This is a genomic window from Kitasatospora sp. NPDC001539 (assembly GCF_040298565.1).
In the GTDB taxonomy this organism is placed as follows: domain Bacteria; phylum Actinomycetota; class Actinomycetes; order Streptomycetales; family Streptomycetaceae; genus Kitasatospora.
Window position 1 is genome coordinate 1 of sequence record NZ_JBEPAK010000089.1, and the last position, 25,979, is coordinate 25,979.

Sequence of the window (25,979 nt, forward strand, 5' to 3'; positions counted from 1 at the left end):
CGTCTTCCTCCGCTCGCGCTCGGGCCACGACCGGGCCAACCTGCTCTGGACCCTCGACACCGCCACCGGCGAGGAGCGGATCGCCGCCGATCCCGGACGGCGCGTCCGGCGGCGGGGGGTCGACCTGCTCGGTTCCGGTCAGGCGTCGAGCTTCTCGCGCTCGGGCCGGGCGGCCTGGGCGGCCTTCCTGGAGGCGCGCAGGCTGGTGAAGGTGGTCACGGTCAGCACCACGACGATGAAGCCGAGCGAGAACGGGATGCCGATCTCCGGGGCCCAGGTCGCGCCCGCCTCGTGCGCGGCGTGCAGGACCAGCTTCACGCCGATGAAGCCGAGGATCACCGAGAGGCCGTAGCTCAGGTGGACCAGCTTCTTCAGCAGGCCGCCGATCAGGAAGTACAGCTGGCGCAGGCCCATCAGGGCGAAGGCGTTGGCGGTGAACACGATGTACGGGTCCTGGGTGAGGCCGAAGATGGCCGGGATCGAGTCCAGGGCGAACAGCACGTCCGTGGTGCCGATCGCCAGCATGACGATCAGCATCGGGGTGATCAGCCGGCGGCCGTGCTCCCGGACGAGCAGCTTGGTGCCGCGGTAGTCCTCGGTGGCCGGGAAGCGCCGGGTGATCGACTTCAGCAGTCGGTTCTCCTCGAACTCCTCGTCCTCCTCCTCGGCCCGGGCCTCCTTGATCAGCTTCCAGGCCGTCCAGATCAGGAACGCGCCGAAGATGAAGAACACCCAGGAGAACTGGGCCACCAGCGCCGCGCCGCCCGCGATGAACACCGCCCGGAGCACCAGCGCGATGATCACGCCGAACATCAGCACCCGCTGCTGGTAGGCCCTGGGCACCGCGAACTTGCCCATGATCAGGATGAACACGAAGAGGTTGTCGACGCTGAGCGACTTCTCGGTGATGTAGCCGGCGAAGAACTCGCCCGCCGGCCGTCCGCCGGAGTGCCACCAGAGGAACCCGCCGAAGAGCACCGCCAGCACGACCCAGACGGCCGTCCAGATCCCGGCCTCCTTGACCGAGACCTCGTGCGGCTTGCGGCCTCCGATGAAGAAGTCGGCCACGATCAGTGCGATCAGCACACCGATCGTGGTGACCCACATGGTTACGGAAACGTCCATGACTGCTCCTCCGGCAGCTAGGCGAGACGGTCATCGTCACTGCCGGAGGTCTCTTCCGCCCTTCGGGCCAGCGCCCCGGGGCGCCACGACGGGCACCCGTGATGACGGGGTCGGCTGTCGAGGAATACTCCCCTCCGCTGCCATCGAGAGTAACAGGAAAGGCAAAGGAAGGTAAAGAAGGTAAAAAAGCCACCCCGAGGGAGCGCCTCGAGGGAACGCCCAGGGGGCGCCGCCCTACAGGAACGGCTCGATCGCCGGCAGCAGGTCCTGGAAGGTCCGCCCCTTGGCCGGGGCGCCGATCGCCTGCATCTCCCAGCCCCCGTTGCCGTCCCGGACCACCTTCGCCATGATCTGCCCGGTGTGCGGCCCGCCGCCCGCCAGCTCGTACCGGGCCAGCTCCACCCCGGTGGTCTCGTCCAGCAGCCGGCAGTGCGCCCGGCTCACCTCGGCGAAGGTCTGCCCGGTGTACGAGCTGACCGTGAACACCACCTGGGTGATGTGCGCCGGCACGTGCATCAGGTCGACCAGGATGGCCTCGTCGTCCTCGGCGCCGGAGCCGCCCTCCAGGTTGTCCCCGGTGTGCCGCACCGAGCCGTCGGTGGACTCCAGGTGCTGGAAGAACACCACGTCGGACGGGGTCCGCTCGGCGTACAGCAGTGCCGACGCGTCCAGGTCGATCTTCCTCGTCCGGCTGCCGAACAGGCCCCGCTTCGGAGCGGCCTGCCAGCCGAGCCCCATCCGGACCACGGTCAGGCTGCCGCCCGCGCCCTTCTGGAGGCTGACCCGCTGCCCCTTGGCAAGATTCACCGACACGACGTTGTCCTCTCTGCCGACCGCGCGGTCGTACCCGCGCGGCTCCCCGGTGGAACACCCCGTCGCCGTCCCCCGGCTGAGGCCCCCTCTGCAAGACCGGCCCGCCACCCCGTCCCGGAGGCGCGATGCCGCAGGCCAGCCTAGGCCCTGCGGCACCCCCGACTCCTCCGAGTTACCCGATTTGTGGCAAGGATGAGACACCGCCGGGCGGTTGCCCCCCACTGGCGCGGGGAAAGGCGACGACCCCGGCCGGCTCGCCCCCGCCGGGGCGCGGTCACGCCACGCCGGCCTCGCGCATCTGCCGCAGTTCCTTCTTCAGCTCCTTGACCTCGTCGCGCAGCCGCGCCGCTACCTCGAACTGGAGGTCGGCGGCGGCCGTGTGCATCCGGTCCGTCATCTCCTGGATGAGGTCCGCGAGCTCGGCGGCCGGCAGCGACTTGGCGGGCTTGCGCTCCGAGCCGAGCATCGGCACCGGAGCCTTGCCGGCCTTCTGGCCGGCGCCGCGGTAGCCGGTGGAGAGCAGCTCGTCGGTGTCCACGTCCTCGCGGGCGAGGGTGTCCAGGATGTCGCCGATCTTCTTCCGCAGCGGCTGCGGGTCGATCCCGTGCTCCTTGTTGTAGGCCTGCTGCACGGCCCGGCGGCGATTGGTCTCCTCGATCGCCTTCTCCATCGAGGGGGTGATCCGGTCCGCGTACATGTGCACCTGGCCGGAGACGTTGCGCGCGGCGCGGCCGATCGTCTGGATGAGCGACGTGCCGGAGCGCAGGAAGCCCTCCTTGTCGGCGTCCAGGATCGCCACCAGCGACACCTCGGGCAGGTCCAGGCCCTCGCGCAGCAGGTTGATGCCGACCAGCACGTCGAACCGGCCGGCGCGCAGCTCGCGCAGCAGCTCGACGCGGCGCAGGGTGTCCACGTCGCTGTGCAGGTACCGGACCCGGATGTCCAGGCCGAGCATGTAGTCGGTGAGGTCCTCGGCCATCTTCTTGGTCAGCGTCGTGACCAGGACGCGCTCGTCCCGCTCGACCCGCTTGCGGACCTCGTGCACCAGGTCGTCGATCTGGCCCTCGGTCGGCTTGACGATCACCTCGGGGTCGATCAGACCGGTCGGACGGATGATCTGCTCGACCTGGCCGTCCCCGCGGGACAGCTCGTACGGGCCCGGCGTCGCCGACAGGTAGACCGTCTGCCCGATCCGCTCCAGGAACTCCTCCCACTTCAGCGGGCGGTTGTCCATCGCGGACGGCAGCCGGAACCCGTGCTCGACGAGGGTGCGCTTGCGCGAGGCGTCGCCCTCGTACATCGCGCCGATCTGCGGGACGGTGACGTGCGACTCGTCGATGACCAGGAGGAAGTCCTCCGGGAAGTAGTCCAGCAGGGTGTTCGGCGGGGAGCCGGGCGCGCGGCCGTCGAAGTGCATCGAGTAGTTCTCGACGCCGGAGCAGGTGCCGATCTGGCGGAGCATCTCGATGTCGTACGTGGTCCGCATCCGCAGCCGCTGGGCCTCCAGCAGCTTGCCCTGCTTCTCCAGCTTGGCGAGCGTCTGCTCCAGCTCCTGCTCGATGCCGGTGATCGCCCGTTCCATGCGCTCGGGGCCGGCCACGTAGTGCGAGGCGGGGAAGACGTAGATCTGCTCGTCCTGGCTGATGATCTCGCCGGTGAGCGGGTGCAGGGTGTAGAGCGCCTCGATCTCGTCGCCGAACATCTCGATCCGGACGGCCAGCTCCTCGTAGACCGGGAAGATCTCGATGGTGTCGCCGCGGACCCGGAAGGTGCCCCGGGTGAAGGCCAGGTCGTTGCGGGCGTACTGGATGTCCACGAAGCGGCGCAGCAGCACGTCGCGGTCGATCTCCTGGCCGACCTTGAGCGGGACCATCCGGTCCACGTACTCCTGCGGCGTGCCGAGGCCGTAGATGCACGAGACGGAGGCGACCACGACGACGTCGCGGCGGGTGAGCAGCGAGTTGGTCGCCGAGTGCCGCAGCCGCTCGACCTCCTCGTTGATCGAGGAGTCCTTCTCGATGTAGGTGTCCGTCTGCGGGACGTACGCCTCGGGCTGGTAGTAGTCGTAGTACGAGACGAAGTACTCGACCGCGTTGTTGGGCAGCAGCTCGCGGAACTCGTTCGCCAGCTGGGCGGCCAGCGTCTTGTTCGGCGCCATCACCAGGGTGGGGCGCTGCAGCCTCTCGATCATCCAGGCCGTGGTGGCCGACTTGCCGGTGCCGGTGGCACCGAGCAGCACGACGTCCTTCTCCCCTCCCTTGATGCGCCGCTCCAGCTCGGCGATCGCCGCCGGCTGGTCACCGTTCGGCTGGAAGGGGCTGACGACCTCGAAGGGCGCCACGGACCGCTCAATACTCGTGATGGGACGCACGCATCCACCGTACGACCCACCACTGACAAGCGGCGCCTACTTCGCGCTGTCCCGGGCCAGCGCGACCAGGCGGGAGATGGCGCGCAGGTACTTCTTGCGGTAGCCGCCGCGCAGCATGTCCTCGGGGAAGACCTGGTCGAAGGGCAGGCCGGAGGCGGTGATGGGCAGCTCGCGGTCGTACATCCGGTCGGCCAGGACGACCAGGCGCAGCGCGGTGGACTGGTCGTCGACCTGGCGCACACCGCGCAGGCAGACGGCGGTGACGTCGTCCAGCAGCGCGCCGTAGCGGCTGGGGTGGACGGCGGAGAGGTGGGCCAGCAGGGCGTCGAAGTCGTCCAGCGAGGCGCCGGGGGTGCGGGCGGCGACGGCCTCGACGGTCTCGTCGGGGTACGGCGGCGGGGCGTCCGGCAGGCCGCGGTGGCGGTAGTCCTGGCCGTCGATCCGCATCGGGCGGAAGTGCGCGGACAGGCCCTGGATCTCGCGCAGGAAGTCGGCGGCGGCGAAGCGGCCCTCGCCGAGCTTCTCCGGCAGGGTGTTCGAGGTGGCGCACAGCTTGACGCCGCTGTCGACGAGGCGGCCGAGCAGGGTGGAGACCAGCACGGTGTCGCCCGGGTCGTCCAGCTCGAACTCGTCGATGCAGAGCAGCTTGTGGCCGGAGAGGGTCTGGACGGCCTGCTGGAAGCCGAGCGCGCCGACCAGGTTGGTCAGCTCGACGAAGGTGCCGAAGGCCTTGGGCCCGGGGGCGGCGTGCCAGAGCGAGGCGAGCAGGTGGGTCTTGCCGACGCCGTAGCCGCCGTCGAGGTAGACCCCGGCGGGGCCGGTGGGCGCGGGGGCGGAGCGGCGGAACCAGCTGCGCTTGGGCGCGGAACCGTTTCCTCCCGCGAGGGTGCCGGCGAACTGCTCCAGGACCTGGACGGCCTCGTACTGGCTGGGCTGGGTCGGGTCCGGGAGGTAGGTGCCGAAGCTCACGTCGGCGAACCGGGGCGGCGGGACCATCTCGGCGACCAGCCGCTCCGCGGGCACGACGGGGCGGCGTTCGGTGAGCGCGATCGGGTCGCCGGCGGGGCTCGCGGCGGCTATGGACTCGGTCGCGGTGGCGGGGCGGGAGGCTGCGGGCACATCAGTAGAGGGTACGCCTCGCCTCCGCGCCCTTCGCACCGCCTCCGGACGGCCCCGGTGGAACACTGAGGACATGCAACAGTTGATCAGCCCTCTGGACGAGCCGGTCGCCGACCCGGCCGCACTGGAATCGCTCGCCGCCGTGTACGCGTACCCCGACCAGGTGAACCGGGGGCGCCCGTGGCTGCGCGCCAACATGGTGGCCGGACTGGACGGCGCGGCGAGGCTCGACGGCCAGTCCGAGGGCCTGTCCGGCGACGCCGACAAGCGCATCTTCGGGGTGCTGCGCGCCCTGGCGGACGTGGTGCTGGTGGGCGCCGAGACGGTCCGCGTGGAGGGCTACCGGCCGGCCAGGGCCCGCAAGGAGTTCGCGGCGGCGCGGGCGGCGGCGGGGCAGGCACCGGCCCCGGCGATCGCCATCGTGAGCCGCTCGCTGGACTTCGACCTGGGCGCGCCGCTGTTCACGGAGCCGCTGGTCCCCACGGTGGTGATCACCGTCGAGGACGCCGCGCCGGAGCGCCGCCGGGAGGTCGCCGAGGTGGCCGACCTGGTGGTGGCCGGGCGGCGCTCGGTGGACATGCGGGCGGCCGTGGCCGCCCTGGCGCAGCGGGGCTGGACGCGGTTGCTGACCGAGGGCGGGCCGCGCCTGCTGGGGCAGCTGGCGGCGGCGGACGTGGTGGACGAGCTGTGCCTGTCGCTCGCCCCGCTGCTCACGGGGGGCGACGCGCCGCGCATCCTCCGCGATGCGGAAATGCCGGACGTGCAACGGATGCGGCTGGTCTCATTGATCGAGCAGAAAGGATTCCTCTTCACCCGCTACCTGCGTCACCTGGGCTCGGACGACCCCGTGACCCCCCGATCGTGATCCCGTTATGCGATGCCGGGGCCCGGGGGCCGGCCACTGGAAGGGACTCACGTGTTCAAGACGGTACTGATGATCGAAAAGGCTCTCTCGGACGCGGACGTGGAGCTCGTCACCACGCTCCACGGCGACGAGAAGGTGTCCTTCGTCGTCCTGATGCAGCCGCGCGGCAAGCAGGACGAACTGCTGCGGGCGCTGGACGACGTCGCCCTCGGCCACCTCGACAAGGTGGTGCGCGAGCACGACGAGTCCGAGAGCGCCCCGACCGTGGCCGGCGAATCGCTCGAACACAGCCTGCGCCACCTGCGCCGGGCCGGGGCCGAGGCGGTCGGCGAACTGGTCGCGGACAAGCCGCTGGAGCGGCTGCGCGCGGTGGTCGAGGAACACCGGGCGGACGAGGTGGTGGTGCTCACCTCACCGCACTTCGTGGAGGAGTTCTTCCACCGCGACTGGGCCTCCCAGGCCCGGCACAAGGTAGGGGTCCCGGTGCTGAGGCTGTTCGCCAGCGACTCCTAGCCGCGGCGCCCGTGGTGCAGAATCGTCCTTGCGGTCCCGCCCGCGGGGACGATTCGCACGTTCCCGCACAGCGCCGTGATCCACCTGCCCGCCCTCCCCTCCCCGCCCGCCGCCGGGCGCGAGGGGCCCATCGCCCGTACGGAGCCACGCCTTGAACGACGCCGCGCACGACCTGCACGCCCCGCACTTCATCGGCATCGGCGGCGCCGGGATGTCCGGCCTGGCGAAGATCCTCGCAGTGCGCGGCGCCAGCGTCTCCGGCAGCGACTCCAAGGAGTCCGAGACCGTCCTCGCACTGCGCGCCCTCGGCGCGACGGTGCACATCGGCCACGCCGCCGAGCACGTGCCGGACGGCACCAGCAGCGTGGTCGTCTCGAGCGCCATCCGCGCCGACAACCCGGAGCTGGCCGCCGCCCGCGAGCGCGGCATCCCGGTGGTGCACCGCTCCGACGCACTGGCCGCGCTGATGGGCGGCCGCCGCGCGCTGGCGGTGGCCGGCACCCACGGGAAGACCACCACCACCAGCATGCTCGCCGTGGCCCTCGGCGAGCTGGGCCTGGACCCGTCCTACGCGATCGGCGGCGACCTCGACGCACCCGGCTCCAACGCCCACCACGGCACGGGCGAGATCTTCGTCGCCGAGGCCGACGAGAGCGACCGCAGCTTCCACAAGTACGCGCCCGAGGTGGCGATCGTGCTCAACGTGGAGCTGGACCACCACGCCAACTACGCCTCGATCGAGGAGATCTACGAGTCCTTCGAGGCCTTCGCCGACCGGATCACCCCCGGCGGCACCCTGGTGGTCTCGGCGGACCACGACGGCGCCCGCGAGCTGACCTCCCGGGTGGCCGGGCGCGAGGGGCTCACCGTGGTGACCGTCGGCTCGGCCGAGGACGCCGACCTGCGCGTCCTGTCCGTGGTCGCCCGCGGCATGACCAGCGAGGTCACCGTCCTGCTGGACGGCTCCGAGCTGACCTTCACCGTGTCCGTCCCCGGCCGGCACTACGCCCACAACGCGGTCGCCGCGCTGGCCGCCGGCGTCGCGCTGGGCGTGCCCGCCGCCGACCTGGCCAAGGCGATCGGCGCCTACACCGGCGTGCGCCGCCGGCTGCAGCTCAAGGGCGAGGCGGCCGGCGTGCAGGTGATCGACTCCTACGCCCACCACCCGACCGAGATGACCGCCGACCTGGAGGCGATCCGCGAGGGCCTGGACGGCGCGGGCCGCGTCCTGGTGGTGTTCCAGCCGCACCTGTTCAGCCGGACCCAGCAGCTCGCCGAGGAGATGGGCCGGGCCCTGGCGCTCGCCGACGCCTCGGTGGTGCTGGACATCTACCCCGCCCGCGAGGACCCGATCCCGGGCGTCACCAGCGAGCTGATCATCGACGCCGCCCGACGGGCCGGTGCCGACGTCACCGCCGAGCACGACTTCGCCGCCGCCCCCGCCCTGCTGGCTGGCCTGGCCCGCCCGGGGGACCTGCTGCTCACCATGGGCGCGGGCGACGTCACCAACCTGGGGCCCGAAATTCTCGAGCACCTCGCGAACGTTGCCTCCAACGTCTGATCCGAGCCGAGCGGGAGTCGTGATGAGCTACGAGATCCAGAAGACCGAGGCCGAGTGGCGCGCCCAGCTCAGCCCCGAGGAGTACCACGTGCTCCGCGAGGCCGGCACCGAGCGCCCGTTCACCGGCGAGTACACCGACACCAAGACGGTCGGCGTCTACAGCTGCCGGGCCTGCGGGGCCGAGCTGTTCAGCTCCGAGACCAAGTTCGACAGCCACTGCGGCTGGCCCTCGTACTACGCGCCGCTGGCCGGGGACCGGGTCGAGTACATCGAGGACAACTCGCTCGGCATGCGCCGGGTCGAGGTGCGCTGCGCCCGCTGCGGCGGGCACCTGGGGCACGTCTTCGAGGGCGAGGGCTACGGCACCCCGACCGACCAGCGGTACTGCATCAACAGCGTCTCGCTGACGCTCAAGCCGGCGGAGTAGCGCCGGGCGGCGCCGAGCAGCGCGGCCGGTGGAGGGCCCGGGCGGTGACCGTCCGGGCCTTCGCGCTGTCCGGCCGCCGGGGCGCCGGGACGCCTGGCCGGTGCGGACCGTCCGGCCGTCCGGTCGACCAGGGCTCCCGATGTGCCGGGCTGTCCGGTCGGCCAGGCGTTCCGATGTGCCGGGCTACCCGGCCAGCGGGGCGAAGCGGACCGGCAGGTGCACCAGGGCCCGGTGGAACGGACCCGGGCGCCAGAGCAGGTCCTCGGCCGGGGTGGCCAGTTCGAGGTCGCTGAGCCGGCTGCCCAGCTGCTCGATCGCGGTGATCGCGATCAGCAGGGCCGGGTCCCGGGCCGGGCAGGCGTGCGGGCCGGCCGCCCAGGCCAGATGGGCGCTCTCGCCGCTGCGCAGTTCGGCGTCGTCGACGGGCGGCGCCGCCTGGGAGTTGGCGGCCGCGTACGAGACCAGCACCAGCGAGCCGGCCCTGATCTCCCGGCCGTGGAAGACGATGTCGTAGCGCGGGTAGTGGGCGGAGAGGTTGGCCATCGGCGGCTCCCGCCAGAGCACCTCGTCGATCGCCTGGTGGGCGGTCATCGCGCCGCCGAACAGCGAACCGGCGTAGCGGGCGTCGGTGAGCAGGCGCAGCAGGGCGTTGCCGATGAGGTTGGTGGTCGGCTCGTGTCCCGCGATCATGGTCAGGGTGATCTGGCGGATCACCTCGTCGTCGTCCAGCCCGACCGGGTGGGTGGTGAACCAGGAGGCGAGGTCGTGCCGGGGGCGCTCGCGGCGCTCCGCGACCATCGCGGTGACCACCTCGACGAGGTCGCCGTAGGCCGCGCCGGCCCGCTCGGTGGACTCGATCAGCCCGGTGATCGCGGCGACCACCCGGGCGTGCTGCTCCTCGGGCACGCCGAACCAGGTGGTCAGCACGAAGGCGGGCAGCTGGCGGGCGTACTCGGCGATCAGATCGGCCCGGCCGACCGCCGCGAACCGGTCGATCAGCCGGTGGGCCGCCTCCGCGACCTGCCGCTGGAGCCGGTGCGGCTCGAACAGGGCGAGGGCGTCGGTGATCACCGCCCGGTAGCGGGCGTGGGTCTCGCCGTCGCTGAAGAGGGCGGTGGGGCGGTAGCCGAGCACCGGCAGCAGCGGCGAGTCCGGCGGGACGGTCCGCTGCCAGACGCGGGAGTCCTTGGAGAAGGTGTCGGTGTCGCGCAGCAGGTCCAGTGCGGCCTGGTAGTCGGTGACCAGCAGCGCCTCCACCCCGGGCGCGATCTCCACCGGGGCGACGGCGCCGTGGCCGCGCAGCCGCTCGTACACCAGCTGCGGGTCGGCCGCGAAGACCGGGCCGTAGATCGGGGTCGGGCGGGTCTCGACGGTCACGGGGCCTCCTGGGCGGCGGCGGGGGCGGGAGTGGCGGTGGCGGGCGCGGGAGGGGCGACGGGGGCAGGCTCGGGAGTGGCGGCGGGCAGGGTGTCGAGGACGTGCTCGGCCAGGGCGATCAGCGCGTCGAGGCTGCTCCCGCGCTCGCGGGCGTCGCAGAGCAGCAGCGGAGTGGCGGCGTGCAGGTCCAGGTGGGTGCGCAGCACCTCGACCGGGTGGTCCGGGGAGTCCGGGAAGCAGTTGACCGCCACGGCGTACGGCAGGCCCTGCTCCTCCACCATGTCCATGATCTCGAAGGAATCGGCCAGCCGGCGGGTGTCGGCGAGCACCAGGGCGCCCAGCGCGCCGCGCGCGATGTCCTGCCAGAGCGGGAAGAAGCGGCGCTGGCCGGGGGTGCCGAACATGTAGAGCACGACGTTGCCGGGCAGGGTGAGCCGGCCGAAGTCCACCGCCACGGTCGTGGTGGCCTTCTCGGGCAGGCCGGCCAGGTGGTCCACCGGCCGTCCGGTCTCCGTCATCGCCTCCTCGGTGTGCAGGGTGGCGATCTCGGAGAGGGTGCGGATCAGGGTGGTCTTGCCGACCCCGAACGGGCCGGCCACCACCAGTTTCATCAGTGTCTGGTCCCGGTCGGGCAGGTAGCCGACCCGGTTCGGCCGCCCCTCGGGGGAGCCGGTCCGGTCACCGGAGCGCACGGAGTCCAACGAGGAGCCTCTCGACGATGGAGCGGTCGGTCTGCTGGGCTCGCGGGATCGGCGCGCGGGCGTGCAGGCAGCCCGCCTCGACCAGATCGGCCGCGAGGAAGACGGTGGCACTGACCGGCAGGCGCAGGTGCGCGGCGGCCTCCACCACGGTCAGCGCCCCGGGGCGCAGCAGGTCCCAGAGCCGGCGGTGTTCGGGTTCGAGCCCGGTCGGCGGCTCGGCGCGGTCGGAGCGGTCGGCGAACAGCACGGTCAGCCGCTCGAACCCCTCGCTGCCCGGGCGGCTGCGGCCGCCGGTGGCCAGGTAGGCGGGCACCATCCGCCGACGGGGGGCGGCGGCACTCATGCGCCCGCCCGGCCGACGAGCGCGATCGGCTCGGTCATGCGCCCGCGGCGGGGTCCTGCCGCCGGGAGGGGCTGGCGAGCGCTCGGCTCAGGGCCGCGACCTGCAGCTGCATCTGGTAGGCCACATTGCCGAGTTGGGCGTCCGGGGTGGTGAACACGGCGAGCGAGGTGTTCTCCCCGGCCGGGACGACGACGGCGTAGCCGAGGTCGGACTCCACCACGGTCTGGGCCAGTCGCGGCCGCTCGGCGTCGGTGAAGGCGGCGGTGAACGCCCGGGCGGCGGCGTGCACGGTGGCGGTCATCGCGGCGACCCGCTCGGCGGAGGCCCGGCCGAGGCCTTCGGAGGCCGCCTCGACGAGTCCGTCCCCGGTGGCGACGACCGCGTGCAGCACCCCCGGCAGCTCCAGCAGCGGGTTCAGCACCCAGGAGATCTCGTCGGGGGCGGTCGGGCTGGGCGAGCTGCTCACTGCTCGGCTCCTTCCGGGGTCGGGCCGGTGGTGCGGCCGTCGGTACGGCCGTCGGTACGGTCGTCGGCGCGGCCGTCGGCGCCGTCGTCGGTGCGGCCGGTGGTGCGGTCGTCGGTACGGCCGGGTGCGTCCGCCGCGGCGCTGTCGCGGGCGGCCCGTGCCACGGCGGCCCGGCCGGAATCGGTGCCCCGCTGCAGCGCCTGCCAGTGGGCGGCGGCCCGCTCGGGGGTGCGGTGGTCCGGTCCGTCACCGGGGGCGTCCGGTTGGACGGCCGGGGCGCTGCCGGGGACTTCGGGCGCGAGCGGACGGCGGCGGCGCCGGGTGGGCAGGCCGCTGCCGTCGTCCGGCTGGGCGGCGGCCGGAGCGGCGGCTGCCGGAGCAGCGGCTGCCGGGGCCGGGTCGGAAGCAGCCTGGTCCGAAGCAGCCTGGTCCGTAGCAGCCTGGTCCGTAGCAGCCGGGTCGGGGGCGGCCGGGTCGGGGGCGGCCGGGTCGGCAGCGGGGGCCGGCAGCACCTGGACGGCCGGCGCCGGGAACGGGCCGGGCTGGTGGTGGCGGTCCGCGAGCACCGGCCCGTCCTGCTCGTCGGCGTCCCGCATCGGCGGCACGGCCTGGACCACGAAGGGCGGGGGCGGCACCCGGCCGGCGGCACCGCGGCCGCCGGGCGGCGGTACCGGAGTCGGGCTCGGGCTGGGGCCGGAGCTCGGGCTGGGGCCGGAGCTCGGACCAGGGCTCTGGCTCGGAGCTGCGCCGGCCCGCAGCGGCAGCGGGGTGAGCACCGACAGCGGCTGCTCGTCGTCCACGACCGTCACCAGGGCGGCCGGGATCCGCAGGATCGTCCGCATGCCGCCGTAGGGCGAGGGCTCGATGTGGCAGGTGAAGCCGTACTGCCGGGCCAGTTTGCCGACGACCGCGAAACCGGTCTTGGGCGGGTTGCCCAGCTCGGTGAGCAGGACGTCCGGAGGGCCGGCCAGCAGTCGGCGGGCCCGCCGCAGCTGGTCCTCGTCCATGCCGATGCCGCTGTCGTCGATGATCACCAGCGCGCCCCGGCCGCCCTGCTGGACGGTGACCGGGACCTCCGTCTCCGGGTGGGAGTAGGAGGTGGCGTTGGCGAGGAGTTCGGCGATCGCGACGGCGATCGGCTCGGCGGCCCGGGCGACCACGGCGAGCCGCTGCTCCCGCAGGTGGTTGGCGACCTTGATCCGGGCGTAGCCGGGCACCCGGGAGAGCGCCCCGACCACCACCTCGGTGAGCGGGGAGTCGGTGCGGGCCAGGCCCGGCCAGGCCTCGCAGAGCACGGCGACGGTCTGGATCCGGCGCAGCGCGACCTCGTTGCGGAAGTCGACCTCCAGCAGCCGGGGGTCGTCGTTGTCGTGCTGGAGCTGCTGGACCAGGCTCTGGATCTGGTACAGCAGGGTCTGGATCCGGGAGGTGGCACCGCGCATGGCGGCCCGGGCGGCGGCGTCCACGCGTTCGCGTTCGTCGGCGAGGGCGGCGGTGGTGGCGTCCAGGACGGACTGCAGCGCCCGGACGGCCTCGGTTCCGACGGCCTCCGGGGCGAGCGGGCCGACCAGCGGGGCGTTGGCGTGGGTCAGCCGTACGGCCGTGGCGGCGATCCGCTCCTGGGCGAGGTGGCCGATCTCGGCGAGCAGCGCGGCGGCGTGCTGCTCGGCCGCGACGAGCCGGCGTTCGGCCTCCTCGGCCCGGGTGGTGGCGGCGTCGCCCCGCCGGTCGGCCTCCCGGGCGGCCTCCCCGGCCTCCCGGGCCCGCTGTTCGGCGGCGCGGTGGCGTTCCTCCGCCGCCCGGTGGCGCTCCTCGGCGCGCCGGACCTCCTCCGCGGCCTGCCGGGCTTCCTCGGCGGCGCGCCGGGCTGCCTCCCGGGCCTCGCGCAACTCCTGTTCGGCGCGGGCGAGCCGGGCCTCGGCCGCCCGGGCGCGTTGCTCGCCGTGGTCGCGGGCGGTCTCGGCGGCGGCGGCCCGGGCGGTGGCCCGGGCCCGGCCGCGGGCGAGCACGACCGTGGCCGCGGCGGCGACCAGCGCCAGGACGATCAGCGCGATCTGCATCGAAGTCCTCGGGTGTCCTTGCCGGCTCGTGCCTGGGCCGGGGTCGGTTCCGGCCGTGCACGGCCGAGGGGTCGGGCCGACCGGAGCACGGCCGTCGGGTCGGTTGCGGCCGGTGACGGCCGCAGGATCGGCATTCGGCCGTGCACGGCCGCGGGGCCGGCTTCCGGCCGGTGCACGGCCGCGGGGTCGGTCGCGGCCGGTGACCGGCCGCAGGGTCAGTTCGCGCCGGTGCGCGGCTGCGGGATGCGGGCGGTTTCCTCGGCCAGTTCCCGGGCGACCAGGGCGACCTGGCCCATCGACTCCAGGATGCCGGGCTTGGCGGAGCCGTCCAGGTGCCGGTACTCGGCGGCGACGGTGAGCACCAGCCGTTCCGGCAGGCCGAGTTCGGGGTGGCGCTGTTCGGCGATCACCCGGCGGGCGGCGTCCAGTGCGGGTATCCCGGCGCCGTGCAGGGCGTGGGCGCGCTCGCGGACGTAGTCGAGGTAGCCGATGTGCTGCCGGACGCCGTCGCGGTCGAGCACCGGGCCGTGGCCGGGGACGAAGATCTCGGCCCCGGTGGCGAGGGCCTGCTCGCAGGCGCCGATGACGTTCGCCAGCGGGCCGGCCCAGTGCGAGGGGTGGTCGCCGGGCTGCTCGGGGGTGGAGGAGAAGATCACGTCCCCGGTGAACACCGTGCGCTGGTACGGGAGGTGGACCAGCAGGTCGCCGCCGGTGTGGGCGGCGGGCAGGCTGGTGATCTGCACGGGGTAGCGGCCGACCTTGAGTTCCAGTTCGCCGGTGAAGACGGTGTCCGGGTGGACGGCTTCGGTCTCGGACCAGTCGAAGCCGCCGAAGTGCTCCCGCAGGTAGCCGCCGAGCGGGGAGTCCGGGTCGCTGTTGGCGATCAGCGCGTGCTGCTGCTGCGGGGAGGGCTCCCAGTGGATGTGGTCCAGTGCCTCGCGGGTGGCTATCACCTCGGCGTCGGGGAGCACCCCGGCGCCCCACAGGTGGTCGCCGTTGGCGTGGGTGACGACGACCCGGTCGATCTCCACCCCGGGCGGCAGCAGGCGCCGGCTCGCGGCGAGGAACTCCCCGGCCAGCGAGGGGTCGTACGGGGTGTCGATCCAGAGCGCGGTGGTGTCGGAGGCCAGCAGGCCGCAGTTGGCCAGGCCCCAGCCCCGCTTCGGGGGGAGCCACACGTACAGGTCCTCGGCAATCGCGCTCACGTTCGCACGGTTGATCGTCATGCGCGCGATTATGCCCACGTTGCGTCAGGAGCGGGGCGGAACCTGCACGAACGGCCGGACTTCGCGTCCACTCCCTCCCGGGCTGTCCGGTTTCGTGCCGACCGGTCGCGGCCGGCCGTCTCAGAGCTCGGGATGGGCCGTGGACACCTCGCCCCGGAAGCCGGGCGGGACGTCGGTCCGCGGCGCCGGCAGGATCCGGCAGACCTCGACGGTGACGTCCACGGTGTCCAGTCCGATCACCCGGCCCTCCACCGCGACGAATCCTTTCTCCCCCGAGCGGAACAGTGCCGCCAGCGGCGAGTTGCGGCTCGCCGCAGTGAGCGCCTCCACCGCCATCGCCGAGCCGAAGGCGAACACCCCGCACAGCACGATGCACGGCGCGTGCCGGGGCGTCCGGGTGACGAAGATGAAGCCGTGGTCCCGGATCAACTCCCCGGCCGGGTTGTACAGCGCCTCGAAGGTCATCCCGCCCCAGCGGGCCCGCGCCTCGTCCGGGTACTCGACGGCGAAGTCCGGGAACACGGCGTTCAGCACGCCCGCCGAGTACGGGTTGACGCTCGGGCCGCCGATCGAGAAGGTCGGCATCCGCGGGTCCTGCGCGCCCGCCACCACCAGCTCGATGGTCGCCTTCCGGTTGACCTTCCGCAGCAGGTCGGTGAGTTCCGCTATCGCCCTGGCCTCGGCCATCGGCATGAAGAGCACGTTCTTCGGCCCGCGGCTGGTCAACTGGCAGCCGTCCGCGGTGAACGCGAACTCCGCCACCTCCAGGCTCGGCGTGATGATCTGCACCCTGTTGTACGGCGCCAGCAGCACCCGCAGGAAGCCGTAGCGCAGGAAGAGTCTGGTCCGGGCGAGGAACCGGGCCGCGAGGAATCCGATCACCGCCGGAACGGATGCGATCAGTACCTGGAGCAGGATCTCCATATCGTCCCCCGGGAAGGCTCGACCACGAACTGTGCGCTCTGGTTAAGTCCCCGCCCGTGGCCGAAAATACCCCTCCCGACGCTGCGGAGCGTCAGGAGATTCGCACGCAGCGTCACTCCAGGCGCTTGATCCCCTTGCGTTCCCCGGCGCAGCGGCGGTAGCCCAGCCGGTCGTTGACCGCCAGCATCGGCGCGTTGGTCGTGTCGTTGCTGGTGTACGCGTGCCGGTAGCCCGCCGCGGCCGCGCGCCGCAGGGACTCCAGCTTGGCCAGCCCGGCCAGGCCCCGGCCGCGGAACTGCCGGCGGCAGGCGGTGAAAGCGGACCAGTAGCGGTCCCCGTCGGTCTGCGCCATGGTGAACGCCGCCGGTTCGCCGTCCACCACGGCGACGACGGTCAGCTCGAGGTCCAGGTCCGGCCGGGCCCAGTCGCCCCTCAGCCACTCCTCGTACTCCAGGGAGTCCATCGGCACCTCGCCCGGCTCGTCCCGGATGGCGTCCGCCTCGACCAGGAACAGCGGGCGCGGATCGTCGGCCCACTCGACGGCCGGGCGCAGCTCCACACCGGCCGGGAGGAGCGGCGCCGGCGGCAGTGGCAGCGTCAGGTCCCTCCCGCCGAACTGCGCCGCGCGCCCGAGCTCGTAGCCCCGCGCGGCGGCGAAGGCGAGCGAGCCGGGCACGTCGTCCAGCCATGTGTGCAGCTCCGTCACCCCGTGCCGGACCAGGTGCCGTTCGGCCGCGGCGAGCAGCGCGGTGGCCGCGCCGCGGCGCCGGAACTCCGGCAGCACGCTGCCGTTGACATGGCCGACGCCCGTGACCGTCGTCCCGTTCACCACCCCGCAGCGGACCGCGCCGACCACCCGGCCGTCCGACTCGGCGACGAAGGTGCGGAAGTGCCCGTCCGGGCTCGGTCGGTCGTTCAGCCACACCAGGGCCTCGGCGCTCATCACCAGGTGCTCGCGCCCGGCCCGGTGGGCGGCGGCCACCGCCTCGGCGTCCTCGGGCCGGAAACCCCGTACCGTCAGTTCATCGGAAGTCATGGGTGCGCACGCTATCCGCGGCGGTCGGCCGCCGTCGAGGAATTTCCGGGTGCGTGGCCCCTGGTGCACCCGGGCCGCAAAGGGGGCGCGAGCCGCGCACGGACGTCACCGGGCACCGGGACGGCAAGCTCAAATATTGCTCTGAGAAGACCGGTTGAGGCTTGGCAGCCATCCCGCCCGGGGACATCCTCAGCAGCACGGCCGCGCGGTCCTGGCGACGACGCCCGCACCGCCCGACGGCCTCCCCGTCCAGCCCTCCGAAGGGGGCGAACCCGATGACTTCCCCTGCCCTGGACCTCCCAGGCTCCGCTCCCGCCGCCACCCGGCTCGGCGTGGGCCTCGGCTGGCGCGCCGAGATCGACACTGTGGTCGAGCGCCAACCCGGCCTGGACTGGGTGGAGGTGGTCGCCGAGAACCTCTGCGCCGACCACCTGCCCGACTCGCTCGCCGTCCTGCGCGAGCGCGGCGTCACCGTCGTCCCGCACGGCGTCGGCCTCGGCCTGGGCGGCGCCGAGCTGCCCGACCCGGCCCGGCTCGACAGGCTCGCCGGGACGGCGCTCGCGCTCGGCTCCCCGCTGGTCACCGAGCACCTGGCCTTCGTCCGCGCCGGCGGACTGGAGGCCGGCCACCTGCTGCCGGTGCCCCGCACCCGGGACTCGCTGCGGGTCATTGCCGAGAACGTCCGGATCGCCCAGGACCAGCTGCCGGTACCGCTCGCCCTGGAGAACATCGCCGCCCAGCTCTCCTGGCCCGACGACGAGTTCACCGAAGGCGAGTTCCTCGCCGAGCTGGTCGCACGCACCGGTGTCCGGCTCCTGATCGACGTCGCCAACCTCCACACCAACCGGGTCAACCTGGGCGTCGACCCGGCCGCCGAACTCGACCGCCTGCCGCTGGAGGCGCTCGCCTACGTGCACGTCGCGGGCGGCACCCTGGTCGACGGCGTCTGGCACGACACCCACGCCCACCCCGTCACCGAACCGGTCCTGGACGTGCTGGCCGAACTCTGCGCGCGGGTCGCACCGCCCGGCGTCCTGCTCGAACGGGACGCCGCCTTCCCGCCGCCCACCGAGCTGGCCGGTGAACTGGACGCCATCCGCCGGGTGCTGGAGGGGAGCACCCCGCGATGAACGACCTGGAAGCCGTGTCCGCCGCCCGGGAGAAGCTCGCCCGGCGGCAGGAGGAGCTCCTGACCGCCCTGGTGGCCGGCGGGCCCGTCCCGCCCGGCTTCGACCCGGACCAGGTCCGCGCCCAGTCCACCGGCCTCGCCGCCAAACGGCGCGACACCACCGCGAAGGTCGCCCCCGACCTGCCCCGCCTGCTCGGGGCGCAGTACGGGCCGCTCTTCCTCGACTACGCCCGCACCCACCCGCAGACCGGCGGCTACCGCGCCGACGCCCGGGCCTTCGCCGAGTGGGTGCACGGCGGAGGCGGCCCGCTCGCCGCCGACCGCCGCCGGGCCCTGGAGCAGTGGCTCCACCCGGCACCCGAGCGGCCGACCGGCCCGCTCACCCGCCTGCGCCGGGCACTGCGCGGACGCTGACCCTTACGTCACCTCGGGGGAACCGCCCATGTGGCACAACAGCTACTTCCTCATCCCGGCCGGCCTGCTGGCCGCCGCCGTCCTCCACGCCGTCCGGACCCGGCAGCGGGTCGGCCACGTCCCGTACCCGCAGGGCCTCCCCGGCCGCGGACTGCCGCTGCTGGACGCCGCGTTCCTGGCCGGTGGGCCGGGCCGGGTCTTCGACACCGCGATGGTCCGGATGCACCTCGGCGAGCAGGCCGTGATCAGCCGCTCCGGCCTGGTCACCCTCACCGGCGCCAAGCCGTACGACGCCGTGGACCAGGCGATCCACGACGCCGTCGGCCCGACCGGCAGCCGGGAACTCGCCCCGCTGCGCCGGCTGGTGAAGCGCTCGCCCGCCGTCCAGGAGATCGGCGACCGGCTCGCCGACCGCGGTCTGCTGCGCCGTCCGGAGCGGCTGGAGCGCGCCCGCAAGGCCCGTCAGCTGCTCTGGCTGGCGGTGTTCCTCACCGCGGTCGCCGTCCCGGTCTCCCTGCTGCTGGACAACGGCGGCGCCGCCTCCGACGACCGCAACCTCGTGCTGGACAACGGCAGCGCCGGCTCCGACCACCCCAACCTCTTCTTCCCGATCCTCCTGGTGTTCGCCGGTCTCCTGGCGCTGGCCGTCACCACCACGCCCAAGAACCGGATCACGCCCGCCGGGCTGCGACAGCTGTCCTTGATGCAGGGCAGCCCGTGGACGCCCAAGTCCGGCGTGTCGTCGAAGCTGACGGGTGCGACGGTGCTCGGGGCGGTCGCCCTCGGCGGGCTGGCCACGGCCGGGCTGGGCGACCAGGCGCTGGAGGCCGCGGTACTGGCCGCGGCGGCCGAGGAGGAGGCGATCCACCAGGCCTCGTCGTTCTCCCTCTTCTCCTCCTCGTCCTCCTCCTCGTCCTCGTCCTCGTCCTCGGCGGTCTCCGCTTCGACGGGCACGTCCTCCTGCGGCGGCTCCGCCACCTGGTGCGGCTCCCCCGACACCGGCTCCTCGCACCAGCCGTCCCACCACTCCTCGTGCGGCTCGTCGCACCACTCCTCGTGCGGCTCCTCGCACCACTCCTCGTGCGGCTCCTCGCACTCCAGCAGCTGCGGCTCCTCCTCGAGTTGCGGGTCCAGCTGCGGCTCGTCCTCCAGTTGCGGGTCCAGCTGCGGCGGCGGCTCCTGACGTCACAGTTCGGTATCGCGCGCCGGGAAGCCGTTCCCCGGGCCGTCGGCCCCGGCATAGAACAAGCCCATGTGGTTGCTGTTCCTGATCCCGGCCTGCGTCGCGGCGGTGGTGTCCTGCCTCCGGCTGGTGCGGATGACCGCCACCGCCGACGCTCTGACGGATCAGGAGCGGCTGCGGCCACCGGAGGCCGTCGGCATCGGGTTGTACGAGACCGCCTACCTGGCCGGCGGCCCGGACCGGGTGGTGGAGCTGGCGCTCGTCCTGATGGCCGGCCGGGGCCGGCTGCACCTCGCCCACACCGGCTGGACCACGGTGGTCGACCCCAAGGGCCGCAGCCGCCTGGAGCGCGCGGTCGTCTCCACCGTCGGCCCCGACGGCCAGTGCCGCACGGACGAGCTGCGCCGGGCGATGGCCGAGCACCCCACCGTGCTGGAGATCGGCGCCCGGCTGTCGGTGGCCGGTCTGGCCACCCCGGCCCTGGTGCAGCGCAACACCGTGGTGGTGGTCCGCCAGGTGCGGCACGCCCTGCTGCTGACCCTGGTCCTGCTCGCCGCCGCGCTCTCCCTCAGCGGCTTCACCGGCGGTGACACCGTCGCCCCGCTGGCCTGGTTCTCCCTGCCCCTGGTCCTCACCGCGGGCACCCTGCTGATGGCCCGGGTCGACGTCTACCCGTACACCCGGTGGGCCTCCCCGGTCGGTCAGGAGGTCCTGCGCGAGGTCCGCCCGACCCGCCAGCGCGGGCTCGCCGACGACGAGGAGCGCGAACTCCTCACCGCCGTCGCCATGAACGGCCCCGCCGCCCTCGTCGATCCCCGCCTGCGCGCCGCCCTCCGCCCCCACCGGGCCTGAGCGCAACGGGCCTGAGCGCACCGGGCCTGAGCCCCGCAGGCCCGGAGCGCCGACCGGCGCCCGCGCCGACGACGGAGGCCGGCTCCCCCGCCGAAGCGGGGCAGCCGGCCTCCGTCGTCACGGCCGCTGCGGTCAGACCAGGCCGTTCAGCAGCTCGCTCACCGGCTTGCGGCGCCCGGTGAAGAACGGGATCTCCTCGCGGACGTGCAGCCGGGCGCGGGAGGGGCGCAGGTCGCGCATCAGGTCGACGATGCGGTGCAGCTCGTCCGCCTCGAAGGCGAGCAGCCACTCGTAGTCGCCGAGCGCGAACGAGGCGACCGTGTTGGCCCGCACGTCGGGGTAGCCGCGGGCCATCTGGCCGTGCTCGGCGAGCATCGCGCGCCGCTCGGCGTCCGGCAGCAGGTACCACTCGTAGGAGCGGACGAACGGGTACACGCAGACGTAGTCGCGCGGCCGCTCGTCGGCCAGGAAGGCCGGGATGTGCGACTTGTTGAACTCGGCCGGGCGGTGCAGCGCCATGTTCGACCAGACCGGCTCCAGCTCGCGGCCCAGCCGGGTGCGGCGGAAGCGGTTGTAGGCCTCCTGCAGGTCGTCCGAGTCCGCGGCGTGCCACCAGACCAGGATGTCGGCGTCCGCGCGCAGACCGGACACGTCGTACGTGCCGCGCACGGTCACGTCCTTCGCGGCGAGCTGGGCGAACAGCTCGTCCACCTCGGCCGCCAGCGCCGTGCGGTCCTCGGGCAGGGCGCCCTTGAGCTTGAACACCGACCACATGGTGTAGCGGATGACCTGGTTCAGGTCGCGCGCCTTCTTCTTCTCGGGCTGCTGCTCCGGCTGCCGCTCAACGGTCTCAGTCATGCGCCCATTGTCCTCTCCGTGGCACGTTCCCCCGTCGCCGGGGTCAACAGTTCGTCGAGGGCCGCCGCCGCGGCGGCGGCCGAAGCGATGCAGGCCGGGATCCCCACCCCGTCGTACGCGGCTCCGCACAGCGCCAGCGCGCCCACCGCCGCCACCGCGCCGCGCACCCGGGCCACCTTGTCGAGGTGGCCCACCGGGTACTGCGGCAGACCGGCCGGGAAGCGCGAGACGAAGGTGTCGTACGGCCGGGCGGTCAGCCCGATCGCCTCCTCCAGGTCCGCCAGCGAGCGGGCCACCAGTTCCTCGTCCGGCAGCTCCAGCGCCTCGGCCTCGCGGTGGCGGCCGAGTGAGGTGCGCAGCAGGAAGGCGTCCGGGGCGGAGCGGTCCAGCCAGCCCCACTTGTTGGAGGAGAAGGTCGAGGCCTTGATCCGCCGGCCGTCCACCGGCGGTACGAGGAAGCCGCTGCCGCCGGGCAGCTCGGCGAGGTCCGCCCGGCGGAACGCGAGGGTCACCAGCGCCATGCCCGCGTACTCGACGGTGTCCAGTTCGGCGGCCGCCGCCGGGGCGTCCGCGCGCAGCAGTCGGGCCGCGGCCGGGGCCGGGACGGCCAGCACCACCGCGTCGGCGTGCAGCACCTCGCCGCCGGCGACCACCCGCCAGCCCTCGGGGGTGCGGCGCAGCTCGTCCACCGGGGTGCCGGTGCGCAGGTCCACGCCCGCCTCGGCGCAGGCGGTGGCGACCGCCGCCGGCAGGGTGCCGAGTCCGCCGCGCAGCCCCTGGAACACCGGGGTGCCGACCACCTGGGGGCGGGAGGCCAGCTCGTGCACCCCCGCGACCAGCGACCCGCTGCCCTGGGCGATCGGCAGCAGCTGCGGCACGGCGGCGCGCAGCGAGATCTCGTCGGAGCGCCCGGCGTAGACGCCGCCCAGCAGCGGTTCGACCAGCCGGTCCACCACCTCCTGGCCGAGCCGGTCGGCGACGTAGCGGCCGATCGCGACGTCCGCGCCGACCTGCGTCGGCCGCTCGTGCCGGGCCCGTTCCAGGCCCTCGGCGGTGAGCACCCCGGAGGCCGCGAGCGCCGCGAGGTCACCGGGGACGCCCATCACCTGGCCGCCGGGCAGCGGCCGCAGTGCGCCGCGGGTCCAGATCGCCGCCTTGGCGGTGGTCGGCGGCTCCAGCTCCTCCCCCAGCCCGACGGCCCGCGCCAGCTCCACCGCCTCCGGCCGCCGCGCCAGCACCGACTCGGCCCCGAGGTCCACCCGGACCCCGCCGACCTCTCCGCCCCAGAGCTTCCCGCCGACCCGCCCGGACGCCTCCAGCAGCGTCACCCGGGCCCGCGCCGGCCCCCCGGCCGCTCCGCTCAGGAAGGCGGCCGCAGCCAGCCCCGCGATCCCACCACCGACGACGACGACCCGTGCATCCGACATGCTCCGCAGTCTCGCAGGTCTTCACGCCGAACCCTCAATCCCCTGCCCGCCGAGGGTCGGGCACCGGCCCGTGCGGACCGGTCCCGATCGGAGCGGACCCGGGCGTTGCGGGCTCCGCCGGGTCGCAACGGCAGCGGCGGGCCCCTCCGCACCGGAGGAGCCCGCCGCCGTCGTGCCGAAGGGTCAGCGCGCGCTGGTCTCGTGGACGAAGGCGACGAGCCGGGAGAGCGCGTCCGGGTCCATGGACGGCAGCACGCCGTGGCCGAGGTTGAAGATGTGGCCGCTGGTGCCGAGTGCCTGGGCGGCGTGCAGCACCTCGCGGGCCTTGGTCTCGACGACCTTGGTCGGCGCGAACAGCACGGCCGGGTCGAGGTTGCCCTGGAGTGCCTTGCCGGGGCCGACCCGGTCGGCGGCGGTGTTCAGCGGCACCCGCCAGTCGACGCCGACGACGTCCGCGCCCGCCTGGCCCATCAGCCCGAGCAGCTCGCCGGTGCCGACGCCGAAGTGGATCCGCGGCACGCCGTAGTGGGCGACGGCGTCGAAGACCTTGGTGCTGGCGGGCATGACGGAGCGGCGGTAGTCGTCCGGTGCGAGCGAGCCGACCCACGAGTCGAACAGCTGGACCGCCGAGGCGCCCGCCTCGATCTGGACCTTGAGGAAGGCCGAGGTGATGTCCGCGAGCCGGTCCACCAGGGCGGCCCACAGCTCGGGCTGGCCGTACATCATGGCCTTGGTGTTCTCGTGGTTCTTGGACGGGCCGCCCTCGACCAGGTAGCTGGCCAGGGTGTACGGGGCGCCGGCGAAGCCGATCAGCGGGGTCTCGCCGAGCTCGTCCACCAGCAGGCCGACGGCCTCGGTGATGTAGGGGACGTCGTCGGGCTCGAGCGGACGCAGCCGCTCGAGGTCCTCGACGGTCCGGATCGGATCGGCGATGACCGGACCGATGCCGGGCTTGATGTCCACGTCGATGCCGACGGCCTTGAGCGGCACCACGATGTCGCTGAAAAAGATCGCCGCGTCCACCCTGTGCCGGCGCACCGGCTGGAGGGTGATCTCCTTGACCAGCTCGGGCCGCATGCAGGACTCGAGCATGGGGATGCCCTCGCGGACCTTCAGGTACTCGGGCAGCGAGCGGCCCGCCTGCCGCATGAACCACACGGGCGTGTGCGGCACCGGCTCGTGCCGGCAGGCGCGCAGGAACGCGGAGTCGTGCGCGGCGCCGCGGCGCGCGGGGGTGGGTCGGCCGTCGCGGGGGGCCGCCGTGGTGTCTGCCGTAGTCTCGCTCACGGGTCAAATCTTCGCATGCGGCTCGGACCGTCCTCCCCGGGCGGCCTCGTCGGTTCCTCCAACATCCGGCCCGGTTCGCCGTTCCGGCACGCCGCTCGGACGGAAGTTGCGGCGATAACCCGGGTTTTCGACCTAGTCTTCGGGTCATGGCAGCGGTCGGCGGGCACCCCGCGCAGGGTGGCGGAGCAGGTGGCGGAACGGGTCGGGAGGGGGCGCCGAGCGAGTTCCGGGCCGCCGTGGAGGCCCTGAGCGGGGCGCGGCTGCGGCCGGAGGTCCAGCTCTCTCCCGCGCCGGCCCCGCGCCGGCTCGCCCCGCACGCGTTCGCGCTGACCGCCACCGTCGAGGTGGACGGCGACGAGCTGGCCGACGGCCGGCTGGTGCTGCTGTACGACCCGGCGGGGCAGGAGGCCTGGAACGGGGAGTTCCGGGTGGTCACCATGACCCGGGCGGAGCTGGAGCCGGAGATGGCCGGCGACCCGATGCTCTCCGAGGTCGGCTGGGCCTGGCTGCTGGACGCGCTCCAGGCGCACGGCGCCGGGTACGCCGAGCCGTCCGGGACGGTCACCCGCTGCGCGTCGCAGTACTTCGGGGGCCTGGCGGACCGCCCGTCCTCGACGGAGATCGAGATCCGGGCATCCTGGACCCCGGCCGACGGCCGGTTCGAGCGGCACCTGGCCGCCTGGGGGGACCTGCTCTGCATCGGTGCCGGACTGCCGCCGGTCGCCCCGGCCCCGCAGTCGCCGCCCGAGGTCACGTCACTCGGTGGGGTGGTCCCGATGCCGGCCCGGCGACGCCCCCGGTCGCACTGACGGGTGGCGTCCGGGCCGGAGGGCCCCCGCTGCCCCGGCGCCACCCCCAGGACTGACGGAGTGTGACTTCGATCCCGCTCTGCGTCAATTACCTGCTCAAAACCGACCGACTCGGCATCGCTTGTGATCGATTTTGTGCGATTTCAAGGCATGTCCCATCAGTCATATGCGCGATTTGTCCGTATTGTTACTCACTAGATCGTGATCTTTCGCTAAAGCCGGGCACGGTAGCTGCCGAAGCAGACTGTGACCCTTTCCGAACGCGGAAGACTCCGACCGCCCCCTCGGGGTTCCGTCCGCCACTCCACGCAGGAGGCCTGGTGTCGGTCCTTCTTGAGCACCCCGCAAACGTGGTCGCCTACCGCCCGACCAAGCCCACCGCCATGGTGGTCATCGCAGATCCTCGCGTCCGAAACACCGTCACCCGCCACCTGTGGGCGCTCGGCGTCCGCGACGTCATCGAGGTGTCCTCGATCGCCGAGGCCCGCCCCCGGGTCTCCACCCCCCGCGACATCTGCGTCGCCGACGTGCACCTGCCCGACGGCTCCGGCCTGACGATCCTCGCCGAGACCCGCGCCGCGGGCTGGCCCAACGGTCTGGCGCTGTCCGCGGCCGACGACATCGGCGCCGTCCGCTCCGCGCTGGCCGGCGGCGTCAAGGGCTACGTGGTCACCGGTACCCGCACCAACGTGGCGATGCCCGGCCGCCCGGGCCTGCCGCTCGGTGCCGCCGGTCTGGCCGGACGGATGCGCCGCCCCGGGATGCCGGGCATGCCGGGCGCCGCCGGCGCTCCGGGCGCACCCGGAGCCCCCGGGGCGCCGACCCCGCAGCAGGCCGCCTACCGCGAGCTGTCCGGCCGCGAGGTCGAGGTGCTGCGGCTGGTCGCCGAGGGCCAGTCCAACAAGGCGATCGGCGTGGCGATGGGCCTGTCGGCCCTCACCGTGAAGAGCCACCTGGCCCGGATCGCCCGCAAGCTCGGCACCGGCGACCGCGCCGGGATGGTCGCGGTCGCGCTGCGCACCGGCATCATCCACTGACCCGACCGGGACGCAACCGCTGCGGCGGCTCAGGAGGAACGTTCCTCCTGAGCCGC

General features: G+C 73.6%; 23 protein-coding genes and 1 pseudogene. 9 read left to right on the top strand and 15 right to left on the bottom strand.

Annotated elements, in window-relative coordinates; all coding sequences use genetic code 11:
• Positions 1 to 138: 138 nt before the first annotated feature.
• From ABT247_RS16195 to zapE, 4 genes are all read right to left on the bottom strand, one after another.
• Positions 139 to 1,125, bottom strand: a complete 987-nt coding sequence (locus ABT247_RS16195; protein ID WP_350743243.1) for a TerC family protein — start codon at positions 1,123 to 1,125, stop codon at positions 139 to 141.
• Between the two features lie 234 nt (positions 1,126 to 1,359).
• Positions 1,360 to 1,938, bottom strand: a complete 579-nt coding sequence (locus ABT247_RS16200; RefSeq protein WP_350743245.1) for a TerD family protein — start codon at positions 1,936 to 1,938, stop codon at positions 1,360 to 1,362.
• Between the two features lie 274 nt (positions 1,939 to 2,212).
• Positions 2,213 to 4,309 (bottom strand): excinuclease ABC subunit UvrB, encoded by a 2,097-nt coding sequence (gene uvrB, locus ABT247_RS16205; protein ID WP_350743247.1) that lies wholly within the window; start codon positions 4,307 to 4,309, stop codon positions 2,213 to 2,215.
• Positions 4,310 to 4,345: 36 nt separating this feature from the next.
• Positions 4,346 to 5,389, bottom strand: a complete 1,044-nt coding sequence (gene zapE / locus ABT247_RS16210; RefSeq protein WP_350743287.1) for a cell division protein ZapE — start codon at positions 5,387 to 5,389, stop codon at positions 4,346 to 4,348.
• Positions 5,390 to 5,501: 112 nt separating this feature from the next.
• On the opposite strand from zapE, the gene ABT247_RS16215 reads away from it, so the two are divergent.
• From ABT247_RS16215 to msrB, 4 genes are all read left to right on the top strand, one after another.
• Positions 5,502 to 6,293 (top strand): pyrimidine reductase family protein, encoded by a 792-nt coding sequence (locus ABT247_RS16215; RefSeq protein WP_350743249.1) that lies wholly within the window; start codon positions 5,502 to 5,504, stop codon positions 6,291 to 6,293.
• 51 nt (positions 6,294 to 6,344) lie between these two features.
• Complete coding sequence (locus tag ABT247_RS16220) at positions 6,345 to 6,806, top strand: indole-3-glycerol phosphate synthase (protein ID WP_350743251.1); 462 nt, start codon at positions 6,345 to 6,347, stop codon at positions 6,804 to 6,806.
• A gap of 172 nt (positions 6,807 to 6,978) precedes the next feature.
• Entirely contained in the window at positions 6,979 to 8,367 is a 1,389-nt protein-coding gene (gene murC, locus ABT247_RS16225) for a UDP-N-acetylmuramate--L-alanine ligase (protein ID WP_350743289.1), read from the top strand.
• A gap of 22 nt (positions 8,368 to 8,389) precedes the next feature.
• Complete coding sequence (msrB, locus tag ABT247_RS16230; protein ID WP_350743253.1) at positions 8,390 to 8,794, top strand: peptide-methionine (R)-S-oxide reductase MsrB; 405 nt, start codon at positions 8,390 to 8,392, stop codon at positions 8,792 to 8,794.
• A 183-nt stretch (positions 8,795 to 8,977) separates the two neighbouring features.
• On the opposite strand, the gene ABT247_RS16235 is transcribed toward msrB, so the two are convergent.
• From ABT247_RS16235 to ABT247_RS16270, 8 genes are all read right to left on the bottom strand, one after another.
• Complete coding sequence (locus tag ABT247_RS16235) at positions 8,978 to 10,171, bottom strand: cytochrome P450 (RefSeq protein WP_350743255.1); 1,194 nt, start codon at positions 10,169 to 10,171, stop codon at positions 8,978 to 8,980.
• On the bottom strand, positions 10,168 to 10,872 hold the full coding sequence (locus ABT247_RS16240; protein WP_502892454.1) for a GTP-binding protein: 705 nt from the start codon (positions 10,870 to 10,872) through the stop codon (positions 10,168 to 10,170). The genes ABT247_RS16235 and ABT247_RS16240 overlap by 4 nt, the downstream gene beginning before the upstream one ends.
• The gene (locus ABT247_RS16245; RefSeq protein WP_350743257.1) at positions 10,850 to 11,215 is read right to left on the bottom strand and encodes a DUF742 domain-containing protein; all 366 of its coding nucleotides are present in this window, start codon (positions 11,213 to 11,215) and stop codon (positions 10,850 to 10,852) included. The genes ABT247_RS16240 and ABT247_RS16245 overlap by 23 nt, the downstream gene beginning before the upstream one ends.
• A gap of 34 nt (positions 11,216 to 11,249) precedes the next feature.
• Positions 11,250 to 11,681, bottom strand: a complete 432-nt coding sequence (locus tag ABT247_RS16250; RefSeq protein WP_350743259.1) for a roadblock/LC7 domain-containing protein — start codon at positions 11,679 to 11,681, stop codon at positions 11,250 to 11,252.
• Positions 11,678 to 13,741 carry an ATP-binding protein gene (locus ABT247_RS16255; RefSeq protein ID WP_350743261.1) on the bottom strand — a complete coding sequence of 688 codons (2,064 nt, stop codon included), beginning with the start codon at positions 13,739 to 13,741 and terminating at the stop codon, positions 11,678 to 11,680. Before ABT247_RS16255 ends, ABT247_RS16250 begins: the two co-directional genes overlap by 4 nt.
• A 215-nt stretch (positions 13,742 to 13,956) precedes the next feature.
• A complete protein-coding gene (locus tag ABT247_RS16260) occupies positions 13,957 to 14,967 on the bottom strand; it encodes an MBL fold metallo-hydrolase (RefSeq protein WP_350743263.1) in 1,011 nt (336 codons plus the stop codon).
• Between the two features lie 120 nt (positions 14,968 to 15,087).
• Entirely contained in the window at positions 15,088 to 15,891 is an 804-nt protein-coding gene (locus tag ABT247_RS16265) for a hypothetical protein (RefSeq protein ID WP_350743265.1), read from the bottom strand.
• 112 nt (positions 15,892 to 16,003) lie between these two features.
• Positions 16,004 to 16,927, bottom strand: coding sequence for a GNAT family N-acetyltransferase (locus tag ABT247_RS16270; RefSeq protein ID WP_350743267.1), 924 nt, complete (start codon positions 16,925 to 16,927; stop codon positions 16,004 to 16,006).
• A gap of 275 nt (positions 16,928 to 17,202) precedes the next feature.
• Here ABT247_RS16270 and ABT247_RS16275 point away from each other — a divergent pair.
• From ABT247_RS16275 to ABT247_RS16290, 3 genes and pseudogenes are all read left to right on the top strand, one after another.
• Positions 17,203 to 18,470: pseudogene (locus tag ABT247_RS16275) on the top strand (MbnB/TglH/ChrH family RiPP precursor modification enzyme).
• Positions 18,471 to 18,498: 28 nt separating this feature from the next.
• Positions 18,499 to 19,653, top strand: coding sequence for a TIGR04222 domain-containing membrane protein (locus ABT247_RS16285; RefSeq protein ID WP_350743274.1), 1,155 nt, complete (start codon positions 18,499 to 18,501; stop codon positions 19,651 to 19,653).
• Between the two features lie 69 nt (positions 19,654 to 19,722).
• Positions 19,723 to 20,505, top strand: a complete 783-nt coding sequence (locus ABT247_RS16290) for a TIGR04222 domain-containing membrane protein (RefSeq protein ID WP_350743276.1) — start codon at positions 19,723 to 19,725, stop codon at positions 20,503 to 20,505.
• 132 nt (positions 20,506 to 20,637) lie between these two features.
• Here the strand turns inward: ABT247_RS16290 and hemQ are convergent, their stop codons facing one another.
• From hemQ to hemE, 3 genes are all read right to left on the bottom strand, one after another.
• Positions 20,638 to 21,363: a hydrogen peroxide-dependent heme synthase gene (hemQ, locus tag ABT247_RS16295; protein WP_350743278.1), complete on the bottom strand. Its 726-nt coding sequence runs from the start codon at positions 21,361 to 21,363 to the stop codon at positions 20,638 to 20,640.
• Complete coding sequence (hemG, locus tag ABT247_RS16300; RefSeq protein ID WP_350743280.1) at positions 21,360 to 22,790, bottom strand: protoporphyrinogen oxidase; 1,431 nt, start codon at positions 22,788 to 22,790, stop codon at positions 21,360 to 21,362. The genes hemQ and hemG overlap by 4 nt, the downstream gene beginning before the upstream one ends.
• A 183-nt stretch (positions 22,791 to 22,973) precedes the next feature.
• On the bottom strand, positions 22,974 to 24,077 hold the full coding sequence (gene hemE, locus ABT247_RS16305) for a uroporphyrinogen decarboxylase (protein ID WP_502892455.1): 1,104 nt from the start codon (positions 24,075 to 24,077) through the stop codon (positions 22,974 to 22,976).
• A gap of 146 nt (positions 24,078 to 24,223) precedes the next feature.
• Between hemE and ABT247_RS16310 the strand changes: the two genes are divergently transcribed.
• A complete protein-coding gene (locus ABT247_RS16310; RefSeq protein WP_350743282.1) occupies positions 24,224 to 24,886 on the top strand; it encodes a DUF3000 domain-containing protein in 663 nt (220 codons plus the stop codon).
• A 320-nt stretch (positions 24,887 to 25,206) separates the two neighbouring features.
• Complete coding sequence (locus tag ABT247_RS16315; protein ID WP_350743285.1) at positions 25,207 to 25,923, top strand: LuxR C-terminal-related transcriptional regulator; 717 nt, start codon at positions 25,207 to 25,209, stop codon at positions 25,921 to 25,923.
• The last annotated feature ends 56 nt before the right edge of the window (positions 25,924 to 25,979 follow it).